29 protein-coding genes and 1 pseudogene are annotated in these 26,912 nt (G+C 72.7%); 25 read left to right on the top strand and 5 right to left on the bottom strand.

The features are described 5' to 3' along the window. Nucleotides 1-15: 15 nt before the first annotated feature. The 16 genes from dnaJ (at nt 16) to D0D15_RS19485 (ending at nt 13,117) form a co-directional block, all read left to right on the top strand. Nucleotides 16-1,176 (top strand): molecular chaperone DnaJ, encoded by a 1,161-nt coding sequence (gene dnaJ / locus D0D15_RS19410; protein ID WP_094008860.1) that lies wholly within the window; start codon nt 16-18, stop codon nt 1,174-1,176. Continuing rightward, nucleotides 1,176-1,928 (top strand): 16S rRNA (uracil(1498)-N(3))-methyltransferase, encoded by a 753-nt coding sequence (locus D0D15_RS19415; protein ID WP_115944631.1) that lies wholly within the window; start codon nt 1,176-1,178, stop codon nt 1,926-1,928. The genes dnaJ and D0D15_RS19415 overlap by 1 nt, the downstream gene beginning before the upstream one ends. Nucleotides 1,929-2,432: 504 nt before the next feature. Beyond that, nucleotides 2,433-2,792, top strand: coding sequence for a histidine triad nucleotide-binding protein (locus tag D0D15_RS19420; protein WP_094008862.1), 360 nt, complete (start codon nt 2,433-2,435; stop codon nt 2,790-2,792). A gap of 90 nt (nt 2,793-2,882) precedes the next feature. Continuing rightward, nucleotides 2,883-3,977, top strand: a complete 1,095-nt coding sequence (locus D0D15_RS19425) for a PhoH family protein (RefSeq protein WP_094008863.1) — start codon at nt 2,883-2,885, stop codon at nt 3,975-3,977. Nucleotides 3,978-3,979: 2 nt separating this feature from the next. Further along, nucleotides 3,980-4,528, top strand: a complete 549-nt coding sequence (ybeY, locus tag D0D15_RS19430; RefSeq protein WP_115944632.1) for an rRNA maturation RNase YbeY — start codon at nt 3,980-3,982, stop codon at nt 4,526-4,528. 11 nt (nt 4,529-4,539) lie between these two features. Continuing rightward, on the top strand, nt 4,540-5,877 hold the full coding sequence (locus D0D15_RS19435) for a hemolysin family protein (RefSeq protein ID WP_115944633.1): 1,338 nt from the start codon (nt 4,540-4,542) through the stop codon (nt 5,875-5,877). Next, nucleotides 5,870-6,202 carry a cytidine deaminase gene (locus D0D15_RS19440; protein WP_094008866.1) on the top strand — a complete coding sequence of 111 codons (333 nt, stop codon included), beginning with the start codon at nt 5,870-5,872 and terminating at the stop codon, nt 6,200-6,202. Before D0D15_RS19435 ends, D0D15_RS19440 begins: the two co-directional genes overlap by 8 nt. After that, a complete protein-coding gene (gene era / locus D0D15_RS19445; RefSeq protein ID WP_094008867.1) occupies nt 6,199-7,092 on the top strand; it encodes a GTPase Era in 894 nt (297 codons plus the stop codon). The genes D0D15_RS19440 and era overlap by 4 nt, the downstream gene beginning before the upstream one ends. Nucleotides 7,093-7,098: 6 nt before the next feature. Further along, nucleotides 7,099-7,509 (top strand): DUF2752 domain-containing protein, encoded by a 411-nt coding sequence (locus D0D15_RS19450; protein ID WP_094008868.1) that lies wholly within the window; start codon nt 7,099-7,101, stop codon nt 7,507-7,509. A gap of 91 nt (nt 7,510-7,600) precedes the next feature. Next, nucleotides 7,601-8,275 (top strand): RDD family protein, encoded by a 675-nt coding sequence (locus D0D15_RS19455; RefSeq protein ID WP_198958396.1) that lies wholly within the window; start codon nt 7,601-7,603, stop codon nt 8,273-8,275. Between the two features lie 12 nt (nt 8,276-8,287). Then, the gene (gene recO, locus D0D15_RS19460) at nt 8,288-9,043 is read left to right on the top strand and encodes a DNA repair protein RecO (RefSeq protein WP_094008870.1); all 756 of its coding nucleotides are present in this window, start codon (nt 8,288-8,290) and stop codon (nt 9,041-9,043) included. Between the two features lie 37 nt (nt 9,044-9,080). Continuing rightward, nucleotides 9,081-9,899, top strand: a complete 819-nt coding sequence (locus D0D15_RS19465; RefSeq protein WP_094008871.1) for an isoprenyl transferase — start codon at nt 9,081-9,083, stop codon at nt 9,897-9,899. Next, nucleotides 9,896-10,300 (top strand): hypothetical protein, encoded by a 405-nt coding sequence (locus D0D15_RS19470; RefSeq protein ID WP_094008872.1) that lies wholly within the window; start codon nt 9,896-9,898, stop codon nt 10,298-10,300. The genes D0D15_RS19465 and D0D15_RS19470 overlap by 4 nt, the downstream gene beginning before the upstream one ends. Before the next feature lie 655 nt (nt 10,301-10,955). Beyond that, nucleotides 10,956-11,966 carry a permease gene (locus D0D15_RS19475; protein ID WP_115944634.1) on the top strand — a complete coding sequence of 337 codons (1,011 nt, stop codon included), beginning with the start codon at nt 10,956-10,958 and terminating at the stop codon, nt 11,964-11,966. After that, nucleotides 11,963-12,322: a hypothetical protein gene (locus D0D15_RS19480; protein WP_094008874.1), complete on the top strand. Its 360-nt coding sequence runs from the start codon at nt 11,963-11,965 to the stop codon at nt 12,320-12,322. The genes D0D15_RS19475 and D0D15_RS19480 overlap by 4 nt, the downstream gene beginning before the upstream one ends. Nucleotides 12,323-12,334: 12 nt before the next feature. Further along, on the top strand, nt 12,335-13,117 hold the full coding sequence (locus D0D15_RS19485; protein WP_094008875.1) for a TIGR03943 family putative permease subunit: 783 nt from the start codon (nt 12,335-12,337) through the stop codon (nt 13,115-13,117). Nucleotides 13,118-13,298: 181 nt separating this feature from the next. On the opposite strand, the gene D0D15_RS19490 is transcribed toward D0D15_RS19485, so the two are convergent. Further along, complete coding sequence (locus D0D15_RS19490) at nt 13,299-13,727, bottom strand: Fur family transcriptional regulator (protein WP_094008876.1); 429 nt, start codon at nt 13,725-13,727, stop codon at nt 13,299-13,301. Further along, nucleotides 13,724-14,107 carry an ArsR/SmtB family transcription factor gene (locus D0D15_RS19495; RefSeq protein ID WP_094008877.1) on the bottom strand — a complete coding sequence of 128 codons (384 nt, stop codon included), beginning with the start codon at nt 14,105-14,107 and terminating at the stop codon, nt 13,724-13,726. Before D0D15_RS19495 ends, D0D15_RS19490 begins: the two co-directional genes overlap by 4 nt. 172 nt (nt 14,108-14,279) lie before the next feature. Here D0D15_RS19495 and D0D15_RS19500 point away from each other — a divergent pair, with 172 nt between their 5' ends. After that, nucleotides 14,280-15,665: a glycine--tRNA ligase gene (locus tag D0D15_RS19500; protein WP_094008878.1), complete on the top strand. Its 1,386-nt coding sequence runs from the start codon at nt 14,280-14,282 to the stop codon at nt 15,663-15,665. Between the two features lie 569 nt (nt 15,666-16,234). Here the strand turns inward: D0D15_RS19500 and D0D15_RS19505 are convergent. Together D0D15_RS19505 and D0D15_RS19510 are read right to left on the bottom strand one after the other, a co-directional pair. Next, nucleotides 16,235-16,744, bottom strand: coding sequence for a GNAT family N-acetyltransferase (locus tag D0D15_RS19505; RefSeq protein WP_094008879.1), 510 nt, complete (start codon nt 16,742-16,744; stop codon nt 16,235-16,237). Beyond that, nucleotides 16,741-17,289, bottom strand: a complete 549-nt coding sequence (locus D0D15_RS19510; protein ID WP_094008880.1) for a helix-turn-helix domain-containing protein — start codon at nt 17,287-17,289, stop codon at nt 16,741-16,743. The genes D0D15_RS19505 and D0D15_RS19510 overlap by 4 nt, the downstream gene beginning before the upstream one ends. Nucleotides 17,290-17,405: 116 nt before the next feature. On the opposite strand from D0D15_RS19510, the gene D0D15_RS19515 reads away from it, so the two are divergent. The 8 genes from D0D15_RS19515 (at nt 17,406) to D0D15_RS19550 (ending at nt 26,790) form a co-directional block, all read left to right on the top strand. Next, nucleotides 17,406-18,326 carry an ABC transporter ATP-binding protein gene (locus D0D15_RS19515; protein ID WP_115944635.1) on the top strand — a complete coding sequence of 307 codons (921 nt, stop codon included), beginning with the start codon at nt 17,406-17,408 and terminating at the stop codon, nt 18,324-18,326. Continuing rightward, nucleotides 18,323-19,051, top strand: a complete 729-nt coding sequence (locus tag D0D15_RS19520; RefSeq protein WP_094008882.1) for an ABC transporter permease — start codon at nt 18,323-18,325, stop codon at nt 19,049-19,051. Before D0D15_RS19515 ends, D0D15_RS19520 begins: the two co-directional genes overlap by 4 nt. 14 nt (nt 19,052-19,065) lie before the next feature. Further along, complete coding sequence (locus D0D15_RS19525) at nt 19,066-20,181, top strand: sensor histidine kinase (protein ID WP_094008883.1); 1,116 nt, start codon at nt 19,066-19,068, stop codon at nt 20,179-20,181. Beyond that, nucleotides 20,178-20,783 carry a response regulator transcription factor gene (locus D0D15_RS19530; protein ID WP_094008884.1) on the top strand — a complete coding sequence of 202 codons (606 nt, stop codon included), beginning with the start codon at nt 20,178-20,180 and terminating at the stop codon, nt 20,781-20,783. Before D0D15_RS19525 ends, D0D15_RS19530 begins: the two co-directional genes overlap by 4 nt. A gap of 25 nt (nt 20,784-20,808) precedes the next feature. Continuing rightward, entirely contained in the window at nt 20,809-21,441 is a 633-nt protein-coding gene (locus tag D0D15_RS19535) for a YdcF family protein (RefSeq protein ID WP_115944636.1), read from the top strand. 725 nt (nt 21,442-22,166) lie between these two features. Then, the gene (locus D0D15_RS19540) at nt 22,167-23,417 is read left to right on the top strand and encodes a deoxyguanosinetriphosphate triphosphohydrolase (RefSeq protein WP_115944637.1); all 1,251 of its coding nucleotides are present in this window, start codon (nt 22,167-22,169) and stop codon (nt 23,415-23,417) included. Between the two features lie 465 nt (nt 23,418-23,882). Next, nucleotides 23,883-24,995 carry a serpin family protein gene (locus tag D0D15_RS19545; protein WP_094008887.1) on the top strand — a complete coding sequence of 371 codons (1,113 nt, stop codon included), beginning with the start codon at nt 23,883-23,885 and terminating at the stop codon, nt 24,993-24,995. Nucleotides 24,996-25,005: 10 nt separating this feature from the next. Then, complete coding sequence (locus D0D15_RS19550) at nt 25,006-26,790, top strand: glycosyl transferase (protein WP_115944638.1); 1,785 nt, start codon at nt 25,006-25,008, stop codon at nt 26,788-26,790. Here D0D15_RS19550 and D0D15_RS19555 read toward each other — a convergent pair. Continuing rightward, nucleotides 26,787-26,912, bottom strand: a pseudogene (locus D0D15_RS19555) (IS481 family transposase); the annotation flags it as partial. The gene D0D15_RS19550 and the pseudogene D0D15_RS19555 sit on opposite strands and share 4 nt — an antisense overlap.

Below are 26,912 nucleotides of genomic sequence, written 5' to 3' on the forward strand. Positions count from 1 at the left end.
AGGACGGTTCAGAAGGTGGCCAGGGACTACTACGGCATCCTCGGGGTGCCCAAGAACGCGAGTGATCAGGAGATCAAGCGCGCCTACCGCAAGCTCGCCCGCGAGCTGCATCCCGACGTCAACCCGTCCGAGGACGCCCAGCACAGGTTCAGCGAGGTCACCACGGCCTACGAGGTCCTGTCGGACCCGCAGAAGCGCAAGATCGTGGACCTCGGCGGCGACCCGCTGGACAACGGCGCCCGCGCCGGTGGCGGCGGTGACCCGTTCGGCGGGTTCGGTGGTCTCGGCGACATCATGGACGCCTTCTTCGGCGCGGCCACCGGTGGTGGTGGTCGCGGGCGCGGCCCGCGCAGCCGGGTCCAGCCGGGCTCGGACGCGCTGATCCGGATCAGCCTGAGCCTCGAGGAGTGCGCGACCGGGGTCGACAAGGAGATCACGGTCGACACGGCGGTGCTGTGCGACCAGTGCCACGGCAACGGCACGGCCCCCGGCGGCACGGTCAAGACCTGCGACACGTGTGGCGGGCAGGGCGAGATCCAGTCGGTGCAGCGGTCGTTCCTCGGGCAGGTCGTCACGTCGCGGCCGTGCCCGGTGTGCCGCGGCTTCGGCGAGGTCATCACCGACCCGTGCCGCCAGTGTGGTGGCGACGGCCGGGTGCGCGCGCGCCGCTCGGTGACGGCGAAGATCCCGGCCGGGGTCGGCGACGGGATGCGGATCCGGTTGTCGGCGCAGGGCGAGGTCGGTCCCGGTGGCGGCCCGGCCGGCGACCTCTACATCGAGGTCGACGAGGAGCCGCACGAGGTGTTCGTGCGCGAGGGCCACGACCTGCACTGCAACCTGCGGATCCCGATGACCGCGGCCGCGCTGGGCGCCACGGTGCCGCTGGAGACCCTGATCGACGGCGAGTACGAGCTGTCGGTCGACCCGGGCACCCAGTCGGGCACCGAGCTGGTGCTGGCGGGCATGGGCATGCCGCGGCTGCGGTCGTCCGGGCGGGTCGACGGGCGTGGTGACCTGCACGTCCACGTGGACGTCACGGTGCCGACCAAGCTCGACGACGCCCAGCGGGAGCTGCTGCAGCAGCTGGCCCAGCTGCGCGGCGAGGAGTCCGGGATGTCCAACGGGCGGCACCAGGGCGGGCTGTTCTCGAAGCTGCGCGCCAAGAGCCACAAGTAATGCCGTCCACCACGCCGCCGGTGTTCCTCGTCGAGGAGGTGCCTGCTTCGGGTGACCTGGTGCTCGACGGCGAGGAAGCCCGGCACGCGGCGACCGTGCGGCGCATGCGGGCGGGGGAGCGGCTGGTCGTGTCGGACGGCCGGGGCTCGGCCGCGGAGTGCGTGATCGCCGGGGTCCGGCCCCGGCACGCGCCGGTGCTGGACCTGTCGGTGTCCCGGCGGTGGACCGAGCCCGGGCCCGCGGTGCGGGTCGTCGTGGCGCAGGCGCTGGCCAAGGGCGACCGCGGTGAGCTGGCGGTGGAGCTGACGACGGAGGCCGGGGCGGACGAGATCCTGCCGTGGCGCGCCGAGCGCAGTGTGGTGCGCTGGGAGGAGGGCCCGCGCGGGGCGAAGGCGCTGGCCCGCTGGCAGAACACGGCGCGCGCGGCGGCCAAGCAGGCCCGGCGGGCGTGGGTGCCGCCGGTTCGCGAGCCGGTGACCACGGCGCAGCTGGCCGAGGTGGTGGCGCGGGCGGCCTGCGCGGTGGTGCTCGAAGGCAGCGCTTCGCGGCGGCTGACTTCGTTGTCGCTGCCCGAGGCCGGTGACGTGGTGCTGGTGGTGGGCCCGGAGGGCGGCATCACGGACGGCGAGCTGGAGACCCTGACCGCGGCGGGCGCCGTCGGGGTCCGCCTGGGCCCGACGGTGCTGCGAACCTCGACCGCGGCGGCGGTGGCGCTGGGCGCCCTGGGCGCGATGACGTCCCGCTGGGCTTGATTCCGGCTGGGCCGGTGGCGGCTGGGCCGCCCTGGGCCCAATGACCCCCCCGCTGCGGTGCCGACCTCCCCAAGTCCGCCACGGCGTGGCGCATTCCACGCCCAGCCCAACCTCCGCGCTCGAACCCCTCACCGGCCGCGCCGGGCCACCCCCGATCGTCACGCAGCGTGGTCGCCGTTCCGGGCGAATCAGCCCGGTGGCGGCGCCCGCGAACCCGCGCCCCACCGGCGCGGACGCCCATTCGCGTACCGGCCGTCTTCGGAACCTGGAAAAAATTGGGTGTCGACTGTGGCGCACGAGCCGTCGCACCCATTACCCTGGCCCACACGACACCTGGGGTGGCCCCCGGGTGCCCAAAGCCCCGCCGGACACCTCCCCCCTCGGTCCGGCGGAGCCGCGGAGGCGGTGGAGCGACCCCCAGGCTCCACCGCCCCGCGGCGTCTCCCGCGATCCGCGACTTCCCTTGTGCCACCGGGCATCCCGGCACGCGATAGGGTTCGCCGCATGAGTGATGCCGAGACGTTGTTCGAGCGGATCATCGCGGGCGAGATTCCGAGCGACAAGGTGTACGAAACCGAAACAACTTTCGCGTTTCGTGATATCCAGCCGCAGGCCCGCGTGCACGTGCTCGTGGTGCCGAAGAAGCGTTACCGGAATGTCGCCGAGCTGGCCGCGGCCGATCCGCAACTGCTGTCCGACGTGCTGACCACCGCCGCGAAGGTCGCCGAGCTGGAGGGCATCGCCGAGTCGGGCTACCGCGTGGTCTTCAACACGGAGGGTGACGCCGGCCAGACCGTCTTCCACGTGCACGCGCACGTCCTGGGCGGGGAGCAGCTCGGGTTCTTCGGGCGACTCGCGAAGTAACCGACTGCGCGCGACCCGCCCGGCCCGCTAGCATCGATGGGGTAAGCAGGAAGCGAGCAGCGGAAACGCAGAAGGCAGGCCCGAGGAAACTTGGCCGGAACCGCACAGGGTGGAGCCGCCCGATCGGACGTTCCCGACAGCGCCGGGGACGTCACTGAGACCACCGGAACCGCACGGAGCACGCGCAGCGCCCAGTCCCGGTTCCCCATCCCGGACGGCGCCGTGCTGACGCTGCTCGGATCCCGCGACGAGAACCTGCGGGTCGCCGAGGAACTGCTGGCCGCCGACGTGCACGTCCGGGGCAACGAGGTCACCCTCACCGGGGAGCCCGCGGACGTCGCGTTCGGCGAGCGCGTGTTCGCCGAGCTGGTCGCCCTGGCCGGGCGCGGCCAGCAGGTCGGCCCGGACACCGTCCGCCGCACCGTCGGCATGCTCTCGGCGGGCGGCACGGAGTCGCCCGCCGAAGTGCTCAGCATGGACATCCTGTCCCGGCGTGGCCGCACCATCCGCCCCAAGACGCTGAACCAGAAGCGCTACGTCGACGCCATCGACAAGCACACGATCGTGTTCGGGGTCGGCCCAGCCGGCACCGGCAAGACGTACCTGGCGATGGCGAAGGCCGTGCAGGCACTGCAGGCCAAGCAGATCACCCGGATCATCCTCACCCGCCCCGCGGTCGAGGCCGGGGAGCGGCTCGGCTTCCTGCCGGGCACGCTGTCCGAGAAGATCGACCCGTACCTGCGGCCGCTCTACGACGCGCTGCACGACATGGTCGACCCGGACTCGATCCCGCGCCTGATCCAGGCCGGCACGATCGAGATCGCGCCGCTGGCCTACATGCGCGGCCGCACCCTCAACGACGCGTTCATCATCCTCGACGAGGCGCAGAACACCACGCCCGAGCAGATGAAGATGTTCCTCACCCGGCTCGGCTTCGGCTCGAAGATCGTGGTGACCGGCGACATCACGCAGGTCGACCTGCCGACCGGGCAGAAGTCGGGCCTGCGGGTGGTGCGTGACATCCTGGAAGGCGTGGAAGACTTGCATTTCGCCACGCTGACCAGCTCCGACGTGGTGCGCCACCGGCTGGTCGGGGACATCGTGGACGCCTACGAGAAGTGGCAGGCCGAGCAGGACGCCGAGCGCGGCACCGGCACCGGCAACGGCTGGCGGGGCCGGCACTGAGCATGACCATCGAGATCGCGAACGAGTCCGGTGTCGCGGTGGACGAGACCTCGATCGTCGCCGCCGCGCGCTTCGCGCTGGACCGCATGGAGGTCAGCCCGCTCGCCGAGCTGTCGGTGGTGCTGGTGACCCTGGACGTCATGTCCGACCTGCACGAACGCTGGATGGACCTGCCCGGTCCCACCGACGTCATGGCCTTCCCGATGGACGAGCTGGACGCCGCCGGCCGCCCGGACGCCGGTGACCCGTCACCGGCGTTGCTCGGCGACATCGTGCTGTGCCCGGCCTTCGCCAGGGACCAGGCCCGCACGGCCGGTCACTCCCTGCTCGACGAGCTGCACCTGCTCACCGTGCACGGCGTGCTGCACCTGCTCGGCTACGACCACGCCGAACCGGCCGAGGAACGCGAGATGTTCGGGCTGCAGAAGCGGATCCTCGCCGACTTCCAGGCCGCGGTCGCCGAGGCCAAGCGGCGCGACGCGCAGCGCACGGCCGACGACCGGCTGCTGGGAGCCGCGGGCCTGGACGGCCCGGCCGACGCCGAGAGCTGAGGCCACCGGAGATGGCGAGTTCAGCCGCTCTGCTGGTGATCGCCGTGGCGCTGGTGCTGCTCGGCGGCCTGCTCGCGGCCGCCGACGCGGCGGTCAGCAGCGTGTCGAAAGCCCGCGCCGAGGGGCTGATCCGGATGGGCCGCCCCGGCGCCCGCCAGCTGGCCATGGTGATCGACGAGCGGCGACGGCACATCAACCTGCTCGTGCTGCTGCGGCTGGGTTGTGAGCTCACCGCGACGGTCCTGGTCACCGTGGTGTTCCTGCGGTGGATCGAGCCCGAGGCGCTGGCGGTGGTGGTGGCCGCGCTGGTGATGCTGCTGGTCAGCTACGTCCTCATCGGCGTCGGTCCGCGCACGATCGGCCGCCAGCACCCCTACCGCGTCGGCACGCTGGTGGCCTGGCCGGTGCGGGTGCTCGGCTCCGTCCTCGGACCGCTGTCCCGGCTGCTGATCATCATCGGCAACGCGATCACCCCCGGGCAGGGCTTCCGCGAAGGCCCGTTCACCACGGAAATCGAGCTGCGTGAGCTGGTCGACCTGGCCGAGGAGCGCGGGGTGGTGGAGCCGGGCGAGCGGCAGATGATCCACTCGGTGTTCGAGCTGGGCGACACGGTCGCGCGCGAGGTGATGGTGCCGCGCACCGAGATCATCTGGATCGAGCAGACCAAGAGCGTCCGGCAGGCGCTGGCCCTGTCGCTGCGCACCGGCTTCACGCGGCTGCCGGTGATCGACGAGTCGGTGGACGACATCGTCGGCGTGGTCAACATCAAGGACCTGGTGCGCGCGCAGCTCGAGGGCGGCGAGGCCAGACCGGTGGCGGACCTGATGTACCCGGCGAGCTTCGTGCCGGACTCCAAGCGCCTGGACGACCTGCTGCGGGAGATGCAGGTGTCGCACAACCACCTGGCGATCGCGGTCGACGAGTACGGCGGCACCGCGGGCCTGCTGACCATCGAGGACATCCTGGAGGAGATCGTCGGCGAGATCACCGACGAGTCCGACCAGGAGGAGCGGCCGCCGGTCGAGCACCTCGACGACCGCACGGTGCGGGTGTCGGCGCGGCTGGGCGTCGGCGACCTGGGCGAGCTGTTCGGACTGGACCTGGAGGACCACGACGTGGAGACCGTCGACGGCCTGCTCGCGCAGCGGCTCGGCCGGGTGCCGCTGCCCGGCGCCGAGGCCGAGGTGGACGGGCTGCGGCTGCACGCCGAGGGCGGCAAGGACCGCCGCGGACGGATGCGGATCACGACCGTGGTGGTGCAGGCGGAGAGCGACGAGCTGGCCGGACGTAGGGTGCGTACCGGAAACGGTGACCACGACGAGGCCGACAGGAGTGTGGACCATGCCTGAGCTGGACCCGGAGGACGAGAAGATCGTCATCCTCGCCCGATCCGCGCGGGCGCGGAACTCCGCCGCCGAGGGCGCCGCGGTGCGCGACACCGACGGCCGCACCTACGCGGCCACCACGGTCGACCTGCCGTCGTTCAAGATCACCGCGCTGCAGGCGGCGGTCGCGGCGGCGGTGTCCAGCGGGGCGGAGGGCCTGGAGGCGGCCGCGGTCGTCACGGCCGAGCCGTTCGTGGCCGAGGCGTCCGTGCAGGCCGTGCGCGACCTGGCGAAGACGGCGGCGATCCTGCGGGCCGACCCGTCCGGAACCGTGCGGGAAATCCTGTGACCCACCGCTCCGGTTTCGCCTGCTTCGTCGGCCGCCCCAACGCCGGCAAGTCCACCCTGACCAACTCACTGGTCGGCACCAAGGTCGCGATCACCTCGAGCAAGCCGCAGACCACCCGGCACGCCATCCGCGGCATCGTCCACCGCGACGACGCCCAGCTGGTCATCGTGGACACGCCGGGCGTGCACAAGCCGCGGACCCTGCTCGGGCAGCGGCTCAACGACGTCGTGCGCGAGACGTGGTCCGAAGTGGACGTCGTCGGGTTCTGCGTGCCCGCCGACGAGAAGGTCGGCCCCGGTGACCGCTACATCGCGAGCGAGCTGCGCAAGGTCGCCCAGCGCACGCCGGTGATCGGGATCGTCACCAAGACCGACCTGGCCAAGCCGGAGCAGATCGCCGAGCAGCTGCTGGCGCTGCAGGACGTGCTGGACTTCGAGGAGCTGATCCCGGTGTCCGCCGTGGACGGTTTCCAGGTCCAGCAGCTGGAGGACCTGCTCGTCGCGCGGCTGCCGGAGGGCCCGCAGCTCTACCCGGACGGCGACCTGACCGACGAGCCCGAGCAGACGCTCGTGGCGGAGCTGATCCGCGAGGCGGCGCTGGAGGGCGTGCGCGACGAGCTGCCGCACTCCATCGCGGTGACCGTGGAGGAGATGCTGCCGCGCGAGGACAAGCGCGACCTGCTCGACATCTACGCGACGGTGTACGTCGAGCGGCCCAGCCAGAAGGGGATCATCCTGGGCCACCAGGGCGAACGCATGAAGGCGGTGGGCGCGCAGGCGCGGCAGCAGATCCAGAAGCTGCTGGGCACCAAGGTCTACCTCAACCTGCACGTGAAGGTCGCGAAGGACTGGCAGCGCGACCCGAAGCAGTTGCGCCGCCTGGGTTTCTGACCCGTCATGGCCGGCTGGCGGGCACTCGGGACGCCGTCGCTGGCCGTCGCCGGTCTCGCCGGGTGCTGCGCCGCGATCGTCTGGGCGGAGCCGCGAACGCCCGGTGGCCTGAGCCCGGTGTGCCCGACCAAGCTGCTGTTCGGCGTCGACTGCCCGCTCTGTGGCGGGCTGCGCATGATGGCGAGCCTCCTCCACGGTGACCTGCCCGGCGCGTTGCGCTACAACGCGGTCGCGGTGGTGTTCGTGGTGGTCGCCGCGGCGGGCCTGGCGAGCTGGGCCTGGGACCGCTACCGCGGGCGGCCGGTGCGCGCCTGGTGGCGCCGGCGCTGGACCGGGCCCGTGGTCGCGGTGGTCCTCGCCGTGTGGTTCGTGGTCCGGAACCTTCCGTTCGCGCCGTTCACCGGGTTGTCCGTGTGAACGTCCGGGGAAAACGGGCGTGCCGTTGATCACGCCCGGGGTGCGGCGAAGTAGTCTGCCGCCGCACTTGCTCCGAACAGAGGGGGATCCCGTGACCTATCCGTACGGCCAGCAGCCGCCGCCCGGCGGCTACCCGGGCCAGCAGCCGCAGTGGGGCGTTCCGTCCGGCGGTTTCCCGGCGCAACAGCCCTACGGTGCGCCCGCGCCGGCCGGCTATCCCGGGATGCCGGGCTACGGGCCGCGGCCGGACTACGCGAGCTGGGGCCAGCGCGTCGGCGCGTACCTGATCGACGCGCTGCCGGTCCTGGGCGGCCTCCTCCTGGCTGCCATCGGTTTCGCGATCAGCGTGACCGTGGGGATCATCCTCGTGGGCGTCGCGTACTGCGCGGGGATCGGCTGGGTCATCTACAACCGCTGGGTCCAGGCCGGTCGCACCGGCCAGAGCCTGGGCAAGCGCGTGATGAACATCCGGATGATCAGCGACCGGACCGGTCAGCCGATCGGCGGCGGGATGGCGTTCGTTCGGGACCTGTGCCACGTGGTGGACGGCTGGCTGTTCTGCCTCGGTTACCTGTGGCCGCTGTGGGACGACAAGAGCCAGACGTTCTCCGACAAGATCATCGGTACGATCGTCCTGCGGGTTCCGCCGGGCGCGCCGCCACAGCCCGGGTACGCGGTCCAGCAGCAGCCCGGGTATCCGGTGCCGCCGGCCGGTTACGCGCCTCCGCAGCAGGCATACGGCCAGCAGCCACCCCGGCAGTGGTGAGACCATGGGGACGTGAGTCTTTATCGCGACACCGGTGTGGTGCTGCGGGTCCACAAGCTGGGTGAGGCGGACCGCATCATCACCTTCCTCACGCGGCGCTACGGCAAGGTCCGGGCCGTCGCGAAGGGGGTGCGCCGCACGACGTCGCGGTTCGGGGCGCGGCTGGAGCCGTTCGGGCACGTCGACGTGCAGTTCTACACCGGCCGCACCCTGGACGTGATCACGCAGGTCCAGACGGTCGACGCGTTCGCGCTGCCGCTCGTGGGCGACTACCAGCGCTACACGGCGGCCAGCGCGATCGCCGAGACCGCCGACCGGCTCACCGTCGAGGAGGGTGAGCCGGCGATGCGGCTGTACCTGCTGGTCGTCGGGGCGCTGCGGGCGCTGGCCGACGGTCAGCGGGACGCCTCGCTGGTCCTGGACGCGTTCCTGCTGCGCGCGATGTCGTTCGCCGGGTGGGCGCCCGCCATCACCGAGTGCGCCCGCTGCGGCCTGCCCGGCCCGCACGCCGCGTTCAACGTGCAGGCCGGCGGCTCGCTGTGCGGCGACTGCCGGGTCGCGGGCTCGGTGCACCCGGCGCCGGAGGTGCTGGTCCTGCTGGAGTCGCTGCTGCACGGCGACTGGGACGTCGCGGAGGCGTCGGTCCCCGCGGCCCGCCGGGACGCCAGCGGCATCGTCGCCGCTCACCTGCAGTGGCACCTGGAGCGGCAGCTGAAGTCGTTGCCGCTCGTCGAGAGGCGTGCCAGGGAGCTCCAGCCGGGCAAGTAGGGTCGGAAGCCGCAACCCGAGGCAGTGGGAGGATCAGGTGCGGCTCAAGGCACGTGCGGTGAGTTCGGCTGCGGTGGAACTGCGGGCCCCGGACCCGCACCCGTCCGGCGCGAAGCCGCCGGCGATCCCCGCCGAGCTGGTGCCCAACCACGTCGCCCTCGTGATGGACGGCAACGGCCGCTGGGCCAACCAGCGCGGCCTGCCGCGGATCGAGGGGCACAAGCGCGGTGAGGCCGTGATGATCGACGTCGCCAGCGGCGCGGTCGAGCTGGGCGTCAAGTGGCTCTCGGTGTACGCGTTCTCGACGGAGAACTGGAAGCGCAGCCCCGACGAGGTGCGGTTCCTGATGGGCTTCAACCGCGACACGATCCGCCGTCAGGTCGACTACCTGGGCTCGATCGGCGTGCGGATCCGGTGGGCCGGGCGCGCGCCGCGGCTGTGGCGCAGCGTCATCAAGGAGCTGCAGGCCGCCGAGGAGAAGACCAGGCACAACACGCTCATGAACATGACGATGTGCGTGAACTACGGGGGACGCGCGGAGATCGTGGACGCGGCCCGTCAGGTGGCGCGGCTGGCCGCCGAGGGCAAGATCAACCCGGACAAGGTGGACGAGCGGATGCTCGCCAAGTACCTGTACCAGCCGGACATGCCCGACGTGGACCTGTTCCTGCGGCCCTCCGGTGAGCTGCGCACGTCGAACTTCATGCTCTGGCAGTCGGCCTACGCGGAGTTCGTGTTCCAGGACACGCTCTTCCCGGACTTCGACCGCCGCCAGCTGTGGGCCGCGTGCGAGGAGTACGCGCGCCGGGACCGCCGGTTCGGGGCCGCGGTGGACGCGGCGAAGGGGGCGTCGTGAACACGGAGGCGGCCGACACGGCGGAGCTGCTGAGCCGGGCCCGGGAAGCGCTCGAGACGTACCTGGAGGTCCACGTCGATGATGACGGTGCGCTGACGTTCTCCCACAACGGCGTGCCGTGCGTGGTGCAGTCGACGCAGCTCGCGGAGGGCCTGACGGTGCTCAGCCTGACCTGCGTGGTCGGCTGGGACCTGCCCGACGACCCGGCCTTCGCGGCGAAGGCGGCCGAGCGGGCGGGCCAGGGCCTGTTCGGAACGCTGGGGGTGCAGCACGCGGAGCGCGGGCTGGACCTGACGCTGCGGTACGCGTTCCCCGCGCAGGGGCTGGAGATCTCCGCGCTGGGGACCCTGCTGATGCTGGTGGTCTCGACGGCGTCCCAGCTGCGCTCCGAGCTGACCTGACCCCGGCCGGGGTGGTGTGAGCGGCAGCCGCTCTCGCTCGGCGGCCCCGCGCACCCGCTGCACGCTGAGACAGCGCGAAAGGACCGCCTCACCGAACGGCCCACCACGAACCGGCCCCTCACTCACGCGACCTCGCCGAGCTGGAGTGGCTGCGAGCTGCCTGTGCCGGTCACGCGACCGCGCCGGGCCGGAGCTGCCTGTGCCGGTCACGGACCGCGCCGGGCCGGAGCTGCCTTTGCCGGTTACGCGACCGCGCCGGGCCGGAGCTGCCTGTGCCGGTCACGGACCGCGCCGGGCCGGAGCTGCCTGTGCCAGTCACACGGTCCCACGGAGCCGGAGCTGCCTCTGCCAGTCACACGGTCCCACGGAGCCGGAGCTACCTCTGCCACTCACGCGACCGCGCCGGGCCGCACCTGCCACCCACGCGACCCCGCCCAGCCAAGCGGCTACCCGCCGCGCGCCGGTCAGCATCAACCGCCTCTCGTCCCGGCCTGCCGCGGGTCCAGTGGCCACCCTCCCGCCCCAGCACGAACGGTCCACTCGTGCACCAAACTTCTCCACGAAATGGTCATCTCGTGCGCCTCACTACACGAGATGGTCCACTCGTCGACCCGGCCCGCCGTTCCTGTCGCCCGTCCCTGGCAGTATCGGCCCCGTGAGCGAAGTACTGGACCGAACCGAGCCCGAGGGCAAGCGGCGCCGGGGGCGGGTCACCTCCATCGAGGTGCTCTGCGCCCTCCTGATCGTCGCCGTCCTCGGGCAGGGCTGGCTGCGCGACGTGCTCGACGTGCCCGCCCTGCGGACCGGGTCCACGGTGTTCGTCGCGGTGTGCGTGCAGGCCCTGCCCTTCCTCGTGCTCGGCGTCCTGATCAGCGGGGCGATCGCGGCGTTCGTCCCGGCACGTGTCCTGCGCCGGGTCATCCCGCGGAACCAGGCGGGCGCGGTGGGCGTCGCGGGCCTGGCCGGCGTCGCCCTGCCCGGTTGCGAGTGCGCGTCGGTGCCGGTGGCGCGCCGCCTCATCGGCCAGGGGGTCGCCCCGGCCGCCGCGCTCACCTTCCTGCTCGCCGCCCCGGCGGTGAACCCGGTGGTGCTCGTCGCCACCGCGGTCGCCTTCCCCGGAGAGCCGGCGATGGTGCTCGCCCGGTTCCTCGGCTCCTTCGCGACCGCCGTCGTCATGGGCCTGCTCTGGGCGCGGTGGGGCAAGCTCGACTGGATCGTCCAGCGCGCCCTGGAACGGCTGCCCGAGGGCGGCGGGAAGTGGCGCACCTTCGCCGAAACCGCGCGCGCCGACCTGGTCGAGTCGGCCGGGTTCCTGGTGCTCGCCGCGCTCATCGCCGCCGCCATGAACGTCCTCGTGCCCGCCGCCTGGTTCGAGGTCCTGAGCAACCAGATCGTGCTGGGCGTGCTGGTGATGGCCGTCCTCGCGGTCGTGCTCGCCCTGTGCAGCGAGGCCGACGCGTTCGTGGCCGCCTCCCTCACCGCGCTCCCGCTGCTGCCGCGGCTGGTGTTCCTGGTGGTCGGCCCGGCGATCGACGTGAAGCTGTTCGCGCTGCAGGCCGGCACGTTCGGGCGCTCGTTCGCGGTACGGTTCGCCCCGGTGACGTTCGTCGTGGCGACCGCTTGCGCGGTGATCGTCGGGGTCCTCGTCCTGGGAGGTGCGAGATGATCCAGCAACAGCCACGGGCCGGGCTCGCGGTGGCATCGGCCGCGCTCGGCGCCGTCGGGGTCGTGATGGCCATGTCGGTGTGGGTGACCTGGGCGTTCGTCCGGCCGCGCGCCGGGGACGCGCTGCCGTCACCGCTGGCCGTCGTGCTCACGCTGGTGCTCGGCGCGCTGTGGGTCCTGATCCTGGTGATGGCGGTGCTGGCCGTCCTGTTCGGCGTCCTCAGCCGCGACGCCGCGGGTGGGCTGGCCCGGGCCGGGATCGCGTTCGGGGCGGTCGCCGCGCTGCTCGCGATGGCCGGTGCCGTCGCGTTCGTGGTCTCCGCGGCCGACTGGCTGACGATCGTGCCGGCACGGTAAGGGAGGGACCTGGTGCGTCGCGAAACGCAGAACATCCTGCTGGTGCTGCTCGGCGGGGCGCTGCTCAAGATCGGCATCAACGGCGACTACCTGCGCTACGTCAAACCCGCGCAGCAGCCGTGGGTGGTCGCCGGGGGCGCGGTGATCCTGCTGCTCGGCGCGGTCGCGATCGTCCGGGACGTGCTGACCGCCCGCCAGACCAGGACGGTCACCGGGGGACAGGACCACGACGACCCGGCGCGGTCGGCCACCCATCAGGCCGGGACGGACACCGCCGGGCACGACCACCACCACCCGGCGCGGTCGGCGTGGCTGCTGGTCGTCCCGGTGCTGGCGGTGTTCCTCGTCGCCCCGCCCGCGCTCGGCTCCGACTCGGTCATCCGCACCTCGGCGGGCGCGCCCCGCTCAGCGGTCGCCCAGGACGCCGCCGCCTTCCCACCGCTGCCGGCCGGGGACGTGGTGCCCCTGACCCTCACCGAGTTCGTCACCCGCGCCGGCTGGGACTCCCGCGGCTCGCTCAACGGCCGCACGGTCCGGCTGAGTGGTTTCGTCGTGCACGCGAAGGAGGGCGTCCTGCTGGCCCGGATGGTGATCCGGTGCTGCGCGGCCGACGCCTCCCCGATGACGGTCCGCCTGACCGGCCCACAAGCGGCCCGCTTCCCCGACGACAGCTGGCTGGAGGTGACAGGCCAACTCGTCCCCGGCACGGCAACCGCCGCGAACGGCTACACCCCGGACGTCACGGTCACCGCACTCCAGCCGATCCCCGCACCCCAGGACGCCTATGAGTACTAGCTCCCGCTGAGGGATGCCCGCGCCCCGCGCGGGGAGTGGTTCCGGCCCCGCCGCGGCTGACGAGGAACCGCGCCCAGCCACGGTTCCAGCCCCCGCGCGCCCCTGGGGCTGCGCCCGCGAACCCGGACAGCGTCGCCCGGCCACCACCCAGGCATCCGGCTACCCGGGCCGGCGACCGAACCTAGCTCCCCAACCGCTTCGTGCACTCCGCGCACGTGCCGACGATCTCCACCGTGTGCCGGATGTCCGAGAAGCCGTTGCCGGACGCGACCTTCTCCGCCCAGCGCTCCACCGCCGGACCCTCCACCTCCACCGTGAAACCGCAGTGCCGGCAGACCAGGTGATGGTGGTGGTGCGTCGAGCAGCGGCGGTAGATCGCCTCGCCGGACTCGGTTCGCAGCACGTCCACCTCGCCGGCCTCGGACAGGGACTGCAGCGTCCGGTACACCGTGGTCAGGCCGATGCCGTCGCCACGTTTGCGCAGCTCGTCGTGCAGTTCCTGCGCCGACCGGAAGTCGTCGACCTCCGACAGCAGGTCGACCACGGCCGCGCGCTGCTTCGTCGACCGGCGGCCGGGCACCGGCGCCCGGCGAACCTCGCTACTCGTCATGAACCCTCCTGGACGTGGGCCACCGCGTCCATCACGATGTGCGCCAGATGATCGTCCACGAGCCGGTAGACCACCTCACGGCCCCGGCGCTCACCTCGCACCACACCGGCCGCCTTGAGCACGCGCAGATGCTGGCTGATCAACGGCTGCGCCACGTCGAGCGCGTCGACCAGCTCGTGCACGCACCGGTCGGCGTCCCGCAGCTGGAGCACGATCGCGATGCGCACCGGCGCCGACAGGGCCCGCAGCAGCTCACCGGCCTCGGACAGCGTCGCGGCGGGCTGGGGCGGCGTGCGTGGCTTCAGCTCGTCGGCGGCGTGGACCTGGTCGGCGTCGTCGGGCAATCCGGGCAACGCGGCGTCCGGACGAGCCATCGGCATAGCCATCTCCAGCCTCGTGTCGGTCGGTATCACCCCATCCTAGTGTTCTCCCGGTAGTGGTTGCCGTTATCGCCTCCCCCTCGCCATGTCAAGCCCCGCGCCGGGCCGCGACGAGGGCCGGATACGCTGAACGGAACCGATAACCGTCCCCGCATCTGATGGAGAGCGTGGAGTGCCCGCCAACATTGAGACCGTCGTCAGCCTGTGCAAGCGTCGTGGCTTCGTCTTCCCGAGCGGGGAGATCTACGGCGGAACCCGGTCGGCGTGGGACTACGGACCGCTCGGCGTCGAGCTCAAGGAGAACATCAAGCGCCAGTGGTGGCGCACGATGGTCCAGAGCCGCGACGACGTCGTCGGCCTCGACTCCTCCGTGATCCTGCCCCGCCAGGTGTGGGTGGCCTCCGGTCACGTCAACGCCTTCCACGACCCGCTCGTCGAGTGCACCGCGTGCCACCGCCGCTTCCGCTCCGACCAGCTGGCCGAGGACTACAGCGCCCGCACCGGCAAGGAGACCTCCGAGGACGACCTGTCCGACGTCCCCTGCCCGAACTGCGGCACCCGCGGCCAGTACACGCCGCCGCGCGAGTTCAACATGATGCTCAAGACGCACCTGGGCCCGGTCGAGTCCGAGGAGGGCCTGCACTACCTCCGCCCGGAGACCGCGCAGGGCATCTTCGTGAACTTCCTCAACGTGCTGACCACGTCGCGGAAGAAGCCGCCGTTCGGCATCGGCCAGATCGGCAAGTCGTTCCGCAACGAGATCACGCCCGGCAACTTCATCTTCCGCACCCGCGAGTTCGAGCAGATGGAGATGGAGTTCTTCGTCGAGCCGGGCGAGGACGAGCGCTGGCACCAGTACTGGATCGACCTGCGCACCGAGTGGTACACCGACCTCGGCATCAACCGCGACAACCTGCGGCACTACGAGCACCCGAAGGAGAAGCTGTCGCACTACTCGAAGCGCACCGTCGACATCGAGTACCGCTTCGGTTTCTCCGCCGGCCAGGAGTGGGGTGAGCTCGAGGGCATCGCGAACCGCACCGACTTCGACCTCACCACGCACTCCAACCACTCCGGCGTCGACCTGGCCTACTTCGACCAGGCCACCAAGGAGCGCTACCGGCCGTTCGTCATCGAGCCGGCCGCCGGTGTGGGCCGCCCGATGATGGCGTTCCTGCTGGACGCCTACCACGAGGACGAGGTGCCCAACGCCAAGGGCGGCGTCGACAAGCGCGTCGTGCTCAAGCTCGACCCGCGCCTGGCGCCGTTCAAGGTCGCGGTGCTGCCGCTGTCCCGCAACGCCGACCTGACGCCGAAGGCGAAGGACCTGGCCGCCCAGCTGCGCCGCAACTGGAACGTCGACTTCGACGACGCCGGCTCGATCGGCAAGCGCTACCGCCGCCAGGAGGAGGTCGGCACCCCGTTCTGCGTCACCGTGGACTTCGACACGCTCGAGGACCAGGCCGTGACGGTGCGGGAGCGCGACAGCATGCAGCAGGAGCGCGTGGCGATCGACAAGGTGGAGGCCTACCTCGCCGCCCGGCTCCCCGGCTGCTGACGAAGACCGTTCGAAAGCCCTGGTCACGCACTGTGTGACCAGGGCTTTTCGGTATGCGGGTGGAATCGGCGCCGGCGCGCCGTCGCGCGAATCCGCCGGCGCCCTGGTCACGACCGCACCCGGGCCGCGCGAGCCGCGACCGCCCCGGGAGTGCGCGAGCCGCTACCGCGGCGGGCCGGGCGAGCCACCACCCGTGGCCGCGATGCGCGCGGGCCGCGCCGGGCGAGCTGGTCCACAGCGGCGCGGGGTGCGCGAGCCGCCCACCGTGGCCGGGCGGGCGAGGCCGCGACGCGGCCGGGGTGCGCGAGCCGCTACCGCGGCCGGGGTGCGCGAGCCGCCCACTGCGGCGCGGGGTGCGCGAGTCGCCCACCGTGGCCGGGCGGGCGAGGCCGCTACCGCGGCCGCGACGCGCGAGCCGCTACCGCGGCCGCGACGCGCGAGCCGCTACCGCGGCCAGGGCCCGTCAGCCGCCACTGCGGCCGGTCACCACACCGCCCGGCCCGCCACCGTGCCCACCCGGCGGCGTCGCCGGCCGCCACCCGAGGGCTCCCCAGGTGCGGTCGCTGGGCTCAGAGCCTCCTGAAGTAGAACGTCGTCGGCTTCAGCGTCCCTGCCGGGTCGGCGGCGTAGTCCGGCACCGTGCCGGCCTCCGTCCAGCCCGCCGACTCATACAGCCGCGACGCGGGGCTGCCGGTCTCCGTGTCCAGCACCAGCAGCGTGATCCCGGCCCCACGAGCGCCGCGTTCGGCCTCCGTCAGCAGTGCCCGGCCCAGCCCGCGGCCCCGTGCGTCGCGGTGGACCAGCAGTTTCGCCAGCTCCGCGCGGTGCGGCGCGTTCGGCAACCGGGCCGGCCGGACCTGCACCGTGCCCACCAGGCGGGAGCCGTCCCACGCCGCCCAGACCAGGACGCGCCCCTCGGCCACCTCACCGGCCAGCTCCTTCCACCACGCCTCGGCCGCCGCCGCCTCGAGCGGTGCCAGGAACCCGACGGACGCGCCGCCGTTGGTGCAGTCGGCGAGCACCTCCGCCAGCGCGGGCACGGCGCCGGCGAACTCCGCCGCGGACAGTCGCGTGATCACGGCATCACCAGGACCAGCAGGTAACGGGCCGCCTCGGGACCCGAACACCGGAACCGCGTCGGCCCCCACAGCCGGAACCGCAGGCAGTCGCCGGGGCCCAGCGCGTGCGTCTCGCCCTCGACGGTCAGCTCCAGGGTCCCCTCGAGCACCCACACGTGCTGCTCCAGCCCGGGCACGGACGGCGCGTCGTACCGGATGTCCGCCCCCGGTCGCAGCGTGCCCTCGACGACCTCGGCCCGCAGCGCCGGGTGCGGCGGCGACACCGAACGGCGCACGAACCCGCTGTCCTCGTCGGTCCACACGCTCTGCGCCGAAGCCCGCACGACCTGCGCGCCCTCGGCCTCCACCTCGGTCAGCAGGCGTGACATCGGCCGCTCGTACACGGTGCACAGCTTGCCCAGCAGGGACGCGGTCGGGCTGATCTCGCCGCGTTCCACCCGCGACAGCGTCGACCGGCTGATCCCCGAGTGGTCCGCGAGGTCGTCGAGCGACCAGCCCCGTTGCGCCCGCAGCTCCGCCAGGCGCGCGGCCAGACGATCCTCCATCGTTCTCACATCAGGGAGAATATCTCATATCTGGGAAACGAGCCCTGACACTTGTCACGGTCAGGTCGTGACGCTCGGCCTGCGAACCGCGGCCGTCGCGGCGGCACGCTGAGCACATGGACGGAACACAGACCCTGACCCGGGCCGCGGTGCGGCTGTCGGGCCTGCGCAAACACTACGGCGAGGTGCGTGCCGTGGACGGTGTCGACCTCACCATCGCACCGGGCGAGGTGGTCGCGCTGCTCGGCCCGAACGGCGCCGGGAAGTCGACGACCGTCGACATGCTGCTCGGCCTGACCGCCCCCGATTCCGGTGAGGTGTCGATCTTCGGCGCGACCCCGGCCGAGGCCGTGTCCCGCGGCGCGATCGGCGCCATGCTCCAGGGCGCCGCGCTGCTGGACGACGCGACCGTCGGCGAAATGGTCGGCATGATCGCGTCGCTGCACCGCAAGCCGATGCCCGTTGCCGAGGCCCTGCGCCGTGCGGGCATCGAGGACCTGGCGAACCGGCGCGGCACCAAGCTCTCCGGCGGCCAGAAGCAGCGCGTGCGGTTCGCCGTGGCCCTCGTCAGCGACCCGGACCTGCTCGTCCTCGACGAGCCGACCGCCGCGATGGACGTCCCGAGCCGGCGCGAGTTCTGGAAGTCCATGCACGCCTACACCAACACCGGCCGCACCGTGCTGTTCGCGACGCACTACCTGGAGGAGGCCGAGGAGTACGCCGACCGCGTGGTGCTGATGCGCGCCGGGCGGATCGTCGCGGACGGCTCCGTCGCGGAGGTCCGCGCCCTGGCCAGCGGCCGCACCCTGCGCGCCGCCGTACCGGGCGGCACCGCGGCGGCGGTCGCGGACCTGCCCGGCGTCACCGAGCACGAGGTGCGCGGCGGCCGGATCGCGGTGTCCACATCGGACTCCGATGCCACCCTGCGGGCCCTGCTGGCTCGCTTCCCGGACGCGCGCGACATCGAGATCACCGCGATCGGGCTGGAAGGCGCCTTCCTCACCCTGACCGCCGACGACGAGGAGGACCAGCGATGAGCCTGAAGTTCCTGACCCTGGAGATCCGCCGCGTGCTGCGCTCGACGCGGTTCCTGGTCTTCACGGTGGCGTTCCCGGTGCTGATGTTCCTGCTCTACGTCGGCATCTTCGCCCACGGCGACCAGGACGCCGTCGCGCCGCTGATGGTCGGCATGACATCGTTCGGCGCCATGTCGGCGGCGCTGTTCATCGGCACCCGGGTGGCCGTCGAGCGCAAGGCCGGCTGGCAGCGGCAGCTGCGGCTGACCCCGCTCACCGGCGCCGGCTACCCCACCGCGAAGGCCGCGACGGGCCTGACGCTCGCGCTCGCGCCGGTGGTCCTCGTGCCGCTGGTCGGGGCGCTCACGCAGGGCGTGTCCCTGGACGCGGGCAGCTGGCTGCGGGTCACCCTGGGGGTGTGGCTCGCCGCGATCCCGTTCGCGTTGATCGGGCTGCTCATCGGGCAGGTCGGCACGGCCGACTCGGTCCAGCCGATCACGCAGCTGGTCATGCTGCCGATGGCCCTGCTGGGCGGCATCTTCATCCCGATCGAGGCGATGCCGCACTGGCTGCTGCAGATCTCGCACGCGCTGCCCAGCTACTGGATGGCGCAGGTCGGCCGCGGCGCGGTGACCACCGACCTGACCACCAGCCTCGGCCAGGACGTGCTGTGGCTGGCGGCGTGGACCGTGGCCGTCGGGATCGCCGTGGTCCGGCGCTACCGTAAGGACTCCGCGCGGGTGTGATGGGGAGAAGCACGGTGGCCGACGACAGGACGCAGTGGTGGAACGAGCACGCCGCCGGACGGCCCAGCCCGAAGTTCGTGCGCCGCTGGCCGCTGGCCGGGACGATCTTCTACCTGGCCAGCGCCGTGCCGGTCGGCCAGCGCCTGGAGCCGCTGCTCATCGTGCTGCTGGTGGCCTACGGCGCCACCTACGTGAGCTTCCCGTACTTCCTGCTGTCGAACCGCCGGTTGCGGGTCCGGTTGCCGTTCGCGGTGCTGATGCTCGCGCTCGGGTGGGCGGTGCTGCTCCAGGGCACCAGCATCTACATGCTCCTCTACGCCACGCTCGCGATCGCGATGAGCATGCCGCCCGGATGGGTGCTGGTGTTCGACGGCGCCGCGCTCGCCGGGTGCGGGGTGCTGCTGCTCGTCCACGACAACGTGCCGGGCACGCCGTCGGACATCGGCGCCGTCGTGGGCCTCACCACGACGGCGTTCTTCATGGGCCGGCTGTCCCAGACCGTGCGGCGGCTCCGGCGGGCCAACGAGGAGATCGCCGTGCTCGCGGTGAGCGCGGAACGGGAACGGCTGGCGCGGGACCTGCACGACATCCTCGGCCACAGCCTCACCACCATCGCGGTCAAGGCCGGCCTGGCGCGGCGGCTGATCGAGACCGCGGCCGACCCGGGCCGGGCGGTCAGCGAGATCCGCGAGGTCGAGGGGCTGGCGCGCAGCGCGTTGTCGGACGTCCGCGCGACGGTGTCGGAGTACCGCGAGGTGTCGCTGTCGGCCGAGCTGGTGGGGGCGCGCGCGGCGCTGCGGGCCGCGGAGATCGAGGCGGAGCTGCCGAGCGCGGTGGACAACGTGCGGCCGGAGCTGCAGAGCGTCTTCGGGTACGTGCTGCGGGAGGCGGTGACCAACGTGCTGCGGCATTCCGCCGCGACCCGGGTCAAGGTACGGCTGGGGCGGAACTGGATGGAGATCTCCGACAACGGCCGCGGCGGCGAGCCGGACAGGGCGGGCAACGGGTTGCGCGGGCTGGCGGAGCGGCTGGCCGAGCTGGGTGGCACGCTGCAGGTCCGGGCGCGGCCCGGGGAGGGGTTCCAGTTGCGGGCCGAGGTGCCCGTGGCGACGCCGGTGGAGGTTGCGTGATCCGGGTGCTGCTGGCCGACGACCAGGCGATGGTGCGGGGCGCGCTGGCGACCGTGCTCGGCCTGGAGCCGGACATCGAGGTGGTCGGCCAGGTCGGGTCGGGCGACGAGGTGCTGGCCGCGGCGACGGAGACCGCGCCGGACGTGGCGCTGCTCGACGTTCAGATGCCGGGCAAGGACGGCCTGACCGCGGCTGCCGAGCTGCACGCGGCGCTGCCGTCGTGCCGGATCATCGTGTGCACGACGTTCGGCAGGCCCGGGTACCTCGCGCGGGCGATGGCCGCGGGGGCGGCCGGGTTCGTGGTGAAGGACTCGCCGCCGGAACAGCTCGTCGACGCGGTCCGCCGGGTCCACACCGGACTGCGCGTGGTCGACCCGGCGCTGGCCGCCGAGTCGCTGGCGACCGGGGCGAGCCCGCTGACGCCGCGGGAGCACGAGGTGCTGCGGGCGGCCGGCGACGGCGGCACGGTGTCCGATGTGGCCCGGCGCCTGCACCTGTCCGAGGGGACCGTGCGCAACCACCTGTCCGCCGCGATCGGCAAGACCGGCGCCCGCACGCGGGCCGAGGCGGTCCGGTTGGCGGAGGAGCGCGGCTGGCTGTGAGGGCCCGTCTGGGAGGATGGCCGGGATGGGTGATCGGGTGAGCTGGGTGCGCCGGGCCGTGCTGGGCACGGTGCTGGTGCTGGTGATGGTGGTCGGCGGGACGGCGTTCCGGGTGTGGCAGGGCGCGCGCGAGGACGACCGCACGCACGCCGACGCGATCGTGGTGCTCGGCGCGGCGCAGTACAACGGGAAGCCGTCGCCGATCTTCCAGGCGCGGCTGAAGCACGCGATGCAGCTGTACGAGGACGGGGTGGCCGAGAAGATCGTCACTGCGGGCGGCAACAAGGCCGGCGACGCCTACACCGAGGCGACGGCCGGGGCGAACTGGCTGATCGAGCAGGGCGTGCCACGCTCGGCGACGCTGGCGGTCGGCGAGGGCAGCGACACGCTCGGCAGCCTGCGCGCGGTGGCCGGCGTGTTCGGCGAGCGGGGCTGGCGGACCGCGGTGCTCGTCAGCGACCCGTGGCACTCCCTGCGGGCCCGCACGATGGCCAACGACGCGGGCCTGCAGACGTGGACCTCGCCGACGCACAGCGGGCCCATCGTGCAGACCCGGGAGACGCAGTTCGCCTACATCTACCGCGAGACCGGGGCGCTGCTGTTCTACCGGCTGACCAAGACCCCGGCGGACAACATCGGCGGCACCGGGCTGGGCTGAGGTCCGGGGAGCCCCCGGGGGTCGGTCTTCGGGGACGGCTCCCGCTGGACTCCGCCGGCACCGGCTGTGTCTTCGGCGCCGGTCCGCGGGACTGTTCGGTGCTGGTCCGCGGGACTGGCCGCCCCCGGTTCGTCCCACCGCACCCAGCCCTCACTGGCTGCGGTTTCGGCGCCGGTCGGGGCCGCGGGACTGGTCGCCCTGTTCTTTCGACCTCGGCTGCGCTCGTGGGTGGGGTGCGGCGGCTGGAACGGCCGTCCCCGGTTCACCGCCGCAGCCTGCCCTCACGGGCTGTGTCTTCGGCGCTGGTCCGGCCGCGAGGCCGGTCACCCTCTACCCAGGGTTGCGCTCGTGCGTGCGGCGCGGCGGCTGGAAGGGCCGTCCCCCGGTTCACCCGGCCGCAGGCTGCCCTCGCTGGCTGTGTCTTCGGGGCCGCGAGGCGGGTCCCCTTTACCCCCGGCTGTGCTCGTGGGTGCGGTGCGGCGGTTGAAAGGCCGTCCCCGGTTCACCGCGCCGCAGCCCGCCCTCACCGGCTGTGTCTTCGGCGCCGGTCCGGGCCGCGAGGCCGGTCACCCTCTACCCCCCGCCGCGCGTGGGTGCGGCGCGCCCGCCGGACCCACCGTCCCCGGCTTCCAGTCGCGCCCGCACGAGTGGGCATCTCGTGTGTCCTGGTCAGAACCCTGCCCGCGAGCCCCGGAATTGTCGGTGGGTGCCCGTAGAGTTGCGGGGTGTACAGCGAGCACGATCGACAGCGGTGGCTCGGCGAAGCGCCGAAGCGGGCGGCGCTCACCGGGTCGCGGCCGGACGGCCGGAGTGCGTTCGCGCGGGACCGGGCGCGCGTCCTGCACTCCGCGGCGCTGCGCCGGCTGGCGGGCAAGACCCAGGTGGTGGGGCCTGGGGAGGGCGCCGAGGTCAGCGGGGTGCCGCGCACGCGGTTGACGCACTCGCTGGAGGTCGCGCAGATCGGGCGCGGCATCGCCGAGGAGCTGGGGGCCGATCCGGACCTGGTGGACACGGCGGGGCTGGCGCACGACATCGGGCACCCGCCGTTCGGGCACAACGGCGAGCGGGCGCTCGACGAGGTGGCGCAGGTGTGCGGCGGGTTCGAGGCGAACGCGCAGACGCTGCGCATCCTCACCCGGCTGGAGCCGAAGGTCGGCTCGGCCGGGCTGAACCTGACGCGCGCGTGCCTCGACGCGGCGACGAAGTACCCGTGGCCGCGGCGGCCGGGCACGGCGAAGTTCGGGGTGTACGACGACGACCGGGAGGTGTTCGACTGGATGCGGGAGGGTGCGCCGGAGGGCCGCACCTGCCTGGAGGCGCAGATCATGGACTGGGCCGACGACGTGGCGTACTCGGTGCACGACGTCGAGGACGGCGTGCTGGCGGGCCGGTTGTCGTTGTCGGTGCTGGCCGACCCGGGGGAGCGGGCGGCGGTGGCCGAGCTGGCGGCCAAGCACTTCTCGCGGCTGTCGGTGTCGGCACTGGAGGGTGCCGCGCGTGACCTGCTCGACCTGCCCGTCGTGGCCGAGCTGGCGCGGCCCGGTTTCGACTCGACGCCGCAGGGGCAGATCGCGCTGAAGCGGATGACGAGCGAGCTGGTCGGCCGGTTCGCGTCCGCCGCGGTCACCGGAACGCGCGCGGAGTACGGCGACGGCCCCCTCACCCGCTACGACGCGTGCCTGGTGATGCCCGAACGCGTGGCGGCGGAGGTCGCGCTGTTGAAGGCGCTGGCGCTGCGGTACGTCATGAGCGACCCGCGCAGGCTCGCCATGCAGGCCGGCCAGCGCGAAATGCTGGCCGAACTGGTGACGATCCTGGCCGAGCGCGCGCCGGACCCGCTGGAAGGCGCGTTCCACCCCGCCTGGCACGCCGCCCCGGACGACCCCGCGCGGCTCCGCGTGGTGATCGACCAGGTCGCCTCCCTGACGGACGCCCAGGCGCACGCCTGGCACCGCTGGCACACCGGGCGCCACTGAGGCCCAGCCGTGACGTGCCGGCCGTTCCCGGCCGGGCGTGAGACGCTGTCGGCGGCCGTTGGGTTGTCCGCACGGAACGCTGCGACGGCCAGGCGCCCGCCTGGCACCGCTGGCACACCGGGCGCCACTGAGGCCCCGGCCGTGACGTGCCGGCTGCTCCCAGCCGGGCGTGAGACGCTGCTGGCGGCGGTTGGGTTCTCCGCATGGAATGCTTGCGGCGAGAAGGCGCGTCGACCGATTCCCGGTGGCTGGCCGGGCGCCGGTGGGATTGCCCGCCACCGGCGGTCGCCGGTCGCCGTCGTGCGCTGGCGATACCCAGCTCCGCTCATCGCCACTGGCCGTGGCCGACGCCGCGCCGGCTCGCCCGGTCCCGGCCTCCCGCCGGAAGCGAAGCGGTGTCACCCACGTGCGCCCCATGCCCGCGCCCCACCGAACGTCGGCCTCCCGTCCGGTAGCGTCGGGGGCGTGACCACGCCGGAACGTGAGCATCTGCGCTTCAGCCTCGCGGTGCACCGGGTCGTCGGCGGCGACGGGGGCGACTCGGTGGTCTCGCCGTACTCGATCGCCAGCGCACTGGGCCTCGCGAGCCAGGCCGCGGACGGCCCGGCCGCCGAGGAGCTGCTCCGGCTCCTCACCGGCGGCGACCCGGACATCGCCAAGCAGGCCGACCTCCTCCGCGCCGCCGCGACGCTCGACAACACCACCCGGCAGGAGGACCCGGTCCTCGCCGTCGCCAACACGCTCTGGGCCTGGGACCAGCTGCCCGTCCACGACACCTTCCTCGCCGACCTCGCGGGCTGGCCGGGCGCGAGCACCAAGACCGCCCCGTTCGTCGCCGACCCGGACCGCGCCCGCCGCGCCATCAACGCCGACGTCGCCGAAACCACCCGCGACCTCATCCCGGAACTGCTGCCCCCGGACTCGGTCGGCCCGGACACCGTCGCCAGCCTGGTCAACGCCCTCTACCTCAAGGCCGCCTGGCAGCACCCGTTCCGCGACGCCAACACCCGCGACGAGCAGTTCCACAGCCCGGCCGGCCCGCGCCGCGTCAAGATGATGCGCCAGTCCGAACACCTCGGCTACGCGCACCAGGACGGCTGGCAGGTCGTCGAGCTGCCCGCCGCCGGCGTCACCGCCACGGTCCTGCTGCCCGACGGCGACCTCGCCGACCAGGAACCGCACCTCGACGACGCGAAACTGGCCACCCTGCTCGCCGCGCCCCGGCGCGTCCAGCTCGACCTGCGCCTGCCGAAGATCGACCTCGACCGCCCCGCCGACCTGACCGGCGCCCTCAAACAGCTGGGCGTGCGCACCCTGTTCGAGCCCGGCGCGTCCCCGCTCGGCCGCCTCACCCCGGACCCGCGCGCGTTCGTCTCGGCCGTCCAGCACCAGTCCGTCCTCGAGCTCGACGAGCAGGGCCTGGAGGGCGCCGCCGCCACCGCGGTCATGATCCGCACCCTGTCGATGGTCACCCCGGCCGACCCGGTCGAGGTGCGCGTCGACCGGCCTTTCCTGCTCCTCGTGCGGCACGCCCGGACCGGTGTGGTCTACTTTTTCGCCCGCGTAGTCGAGCCCTGAGGGTGAAAGAGTGACCGCTTTGCTGCAGGCGCCCGAGACCGTGCCCGAGGTCGGAGAGGAACGGCGCCGGTTCGGCCGCGCCGACGCACTGGTCATCGCCATCTACATCGTGGCCGCGTTCATCCTCTACGCCGGGCTGTGGGTGAACCTGGGCAGCGGCGGCTACATGTACAACAGCGGCCAGGACCAGAACATGTGGGAGTGGTTCTTCGCCGTCGCCGCCCACTCGGTCTTCCACTGGGAGAACCCGCTCGGCACCACCCTGCAGAACTACCCGGTCGGTGTGAACCTGATGGCCAACACGGCCATGTTCGGCCTGAGCATCCCGCTGTCGCCGATCACCGAGCTGTTCGGCCCCACCGTGACCTGGGCGATCGCGCTCACCGGCGGTCTGGCCGGCACGTCGATCGCCTGGTACTGGGTGTTCTCCCGCCACCTGGTCACCTCACGCACGGCCGCGGCGATCGGCGGCGCGTTCTGCGGCTTCGCGCCGGCGATGATCTCGCACGGCAACGCGCACCCCAACTTCGTGGTGTTGTTCCTGATCCCGTTCATCGTGATGCGGCTGATCCGGCTCGCGCAGGGGTATCGCCCGGTGCGCGACGGCATCATCCTCGGCCTGATGCTCGCCTACCAGGTGTTCCTGGGCGAGGAACCACTGCTGATCATGATGATGGCGTTCGTGCTGTTCGCCGCCGGCTACGCGGTGTCGCGGCCGCGCGAGGCGCTGCGGATGGTCAAACCGATGGCCGGTGGCCTGACGGTAGCGGCGGTCGTCGCCATCGCCATCGCGATCTACCCGCTGTGGTGGCAGTTCTTCGGCCCGCAGAGCTACCTCACCCTGGAGCACGGCCCGGTCGGCAACGACACCGCGGCGTTCACCCGGTTCGCGACCGAGTCGATCGCCGGCCAGCCCGAGGCGGCCGCGGACGTGTCGATGAACCGCACCGAGGAGAACGCGTTCTTCGGCTGGCCGCTCATCATCCTGGTGGTGGTGCTGACCGTCTGGCTGTGGCGCAACGTCGTGGCCCGCGCCATCGCGATCTCGATGTTCCTGATGGCGTGGCTGTCGCTGGGCGTCGAGATGGTCGTGAACCACGAGGAAACCGGGATCCCCGGCCCGTGGAAGCTGCTGTACGAGCTGCCGCTGTTCGACTCGCTGCTGGAGTCGCGGCTGGCGATCGGGTGCATCCCGGCGGTCGCGGCACTGCTCGCGATCGCCACCGACCGGGTCTTCGAGGCCGCGCCGGGCTTCCGGGACCGGAACCTGCCCGTCCGGTTCCTGTGGCTGGGGGCGCTGGCCTGGGTGCTGCTGCCGATCGCGCCGACGCCCTACAAGACCTACGTCCGCCCCGAGGCGCCGGCCTTCTTCGCCGACGGCGCGTGGCGGCAGTACGTCGGGTCCGGTTCGGTGGTCGTCGTGCCGCTGCCCAACGGCGGCGACGCGCGAGCCCTGCACTGGCAGGTGGAGGCCGATCTGGGCTTCCCGCTCGCCGACGGGTACTTCGTCGGGCCGAGCGGCCCGGACGACAAGCGCGGCCGCTACGGCGCGGTGAACCGCCCGACGGCCGACCTGCTGGCCGACGTGCGCGACAGCGGCGAGGTGCCGACCGTGACGCCAGCGCAGCGCGCCCAGGCGGTCGAGGACCTGAAGTACTGGAAGGCCGACGCCGTCGTGCTCGCCCCGGTGACCAACGGCAACGCCCTGCACGAGACGGTGGACCAGCTGCTCGGCGGGCAGGCCGTCTACGTGGACGGCGTGTGGGTCTGGGACGTCCGCGCCCTGCGCGGCTAGCTGTATGAGGCCGTGACATTGGTGACGCCGGTGTGGAGCCGGGTCGCGGGTGGCTGATCTCCGGCAGCAGTGTGTGGTCGATGGTAGTTGTAGTGGATGTTCCAGATCGCTAACGCCTCGGT

The organism is Amycolatopsis thermalba (assembly GCF_003385215.1).
Taxonomy (GTDB): domain Bacteria; phylum Actinomycetota; class Actinomycetes; order Mycobacteriales; family Pseudonocardiaceae; genus Amycolatopsis_E; species Amycolatopsis_E thermalba.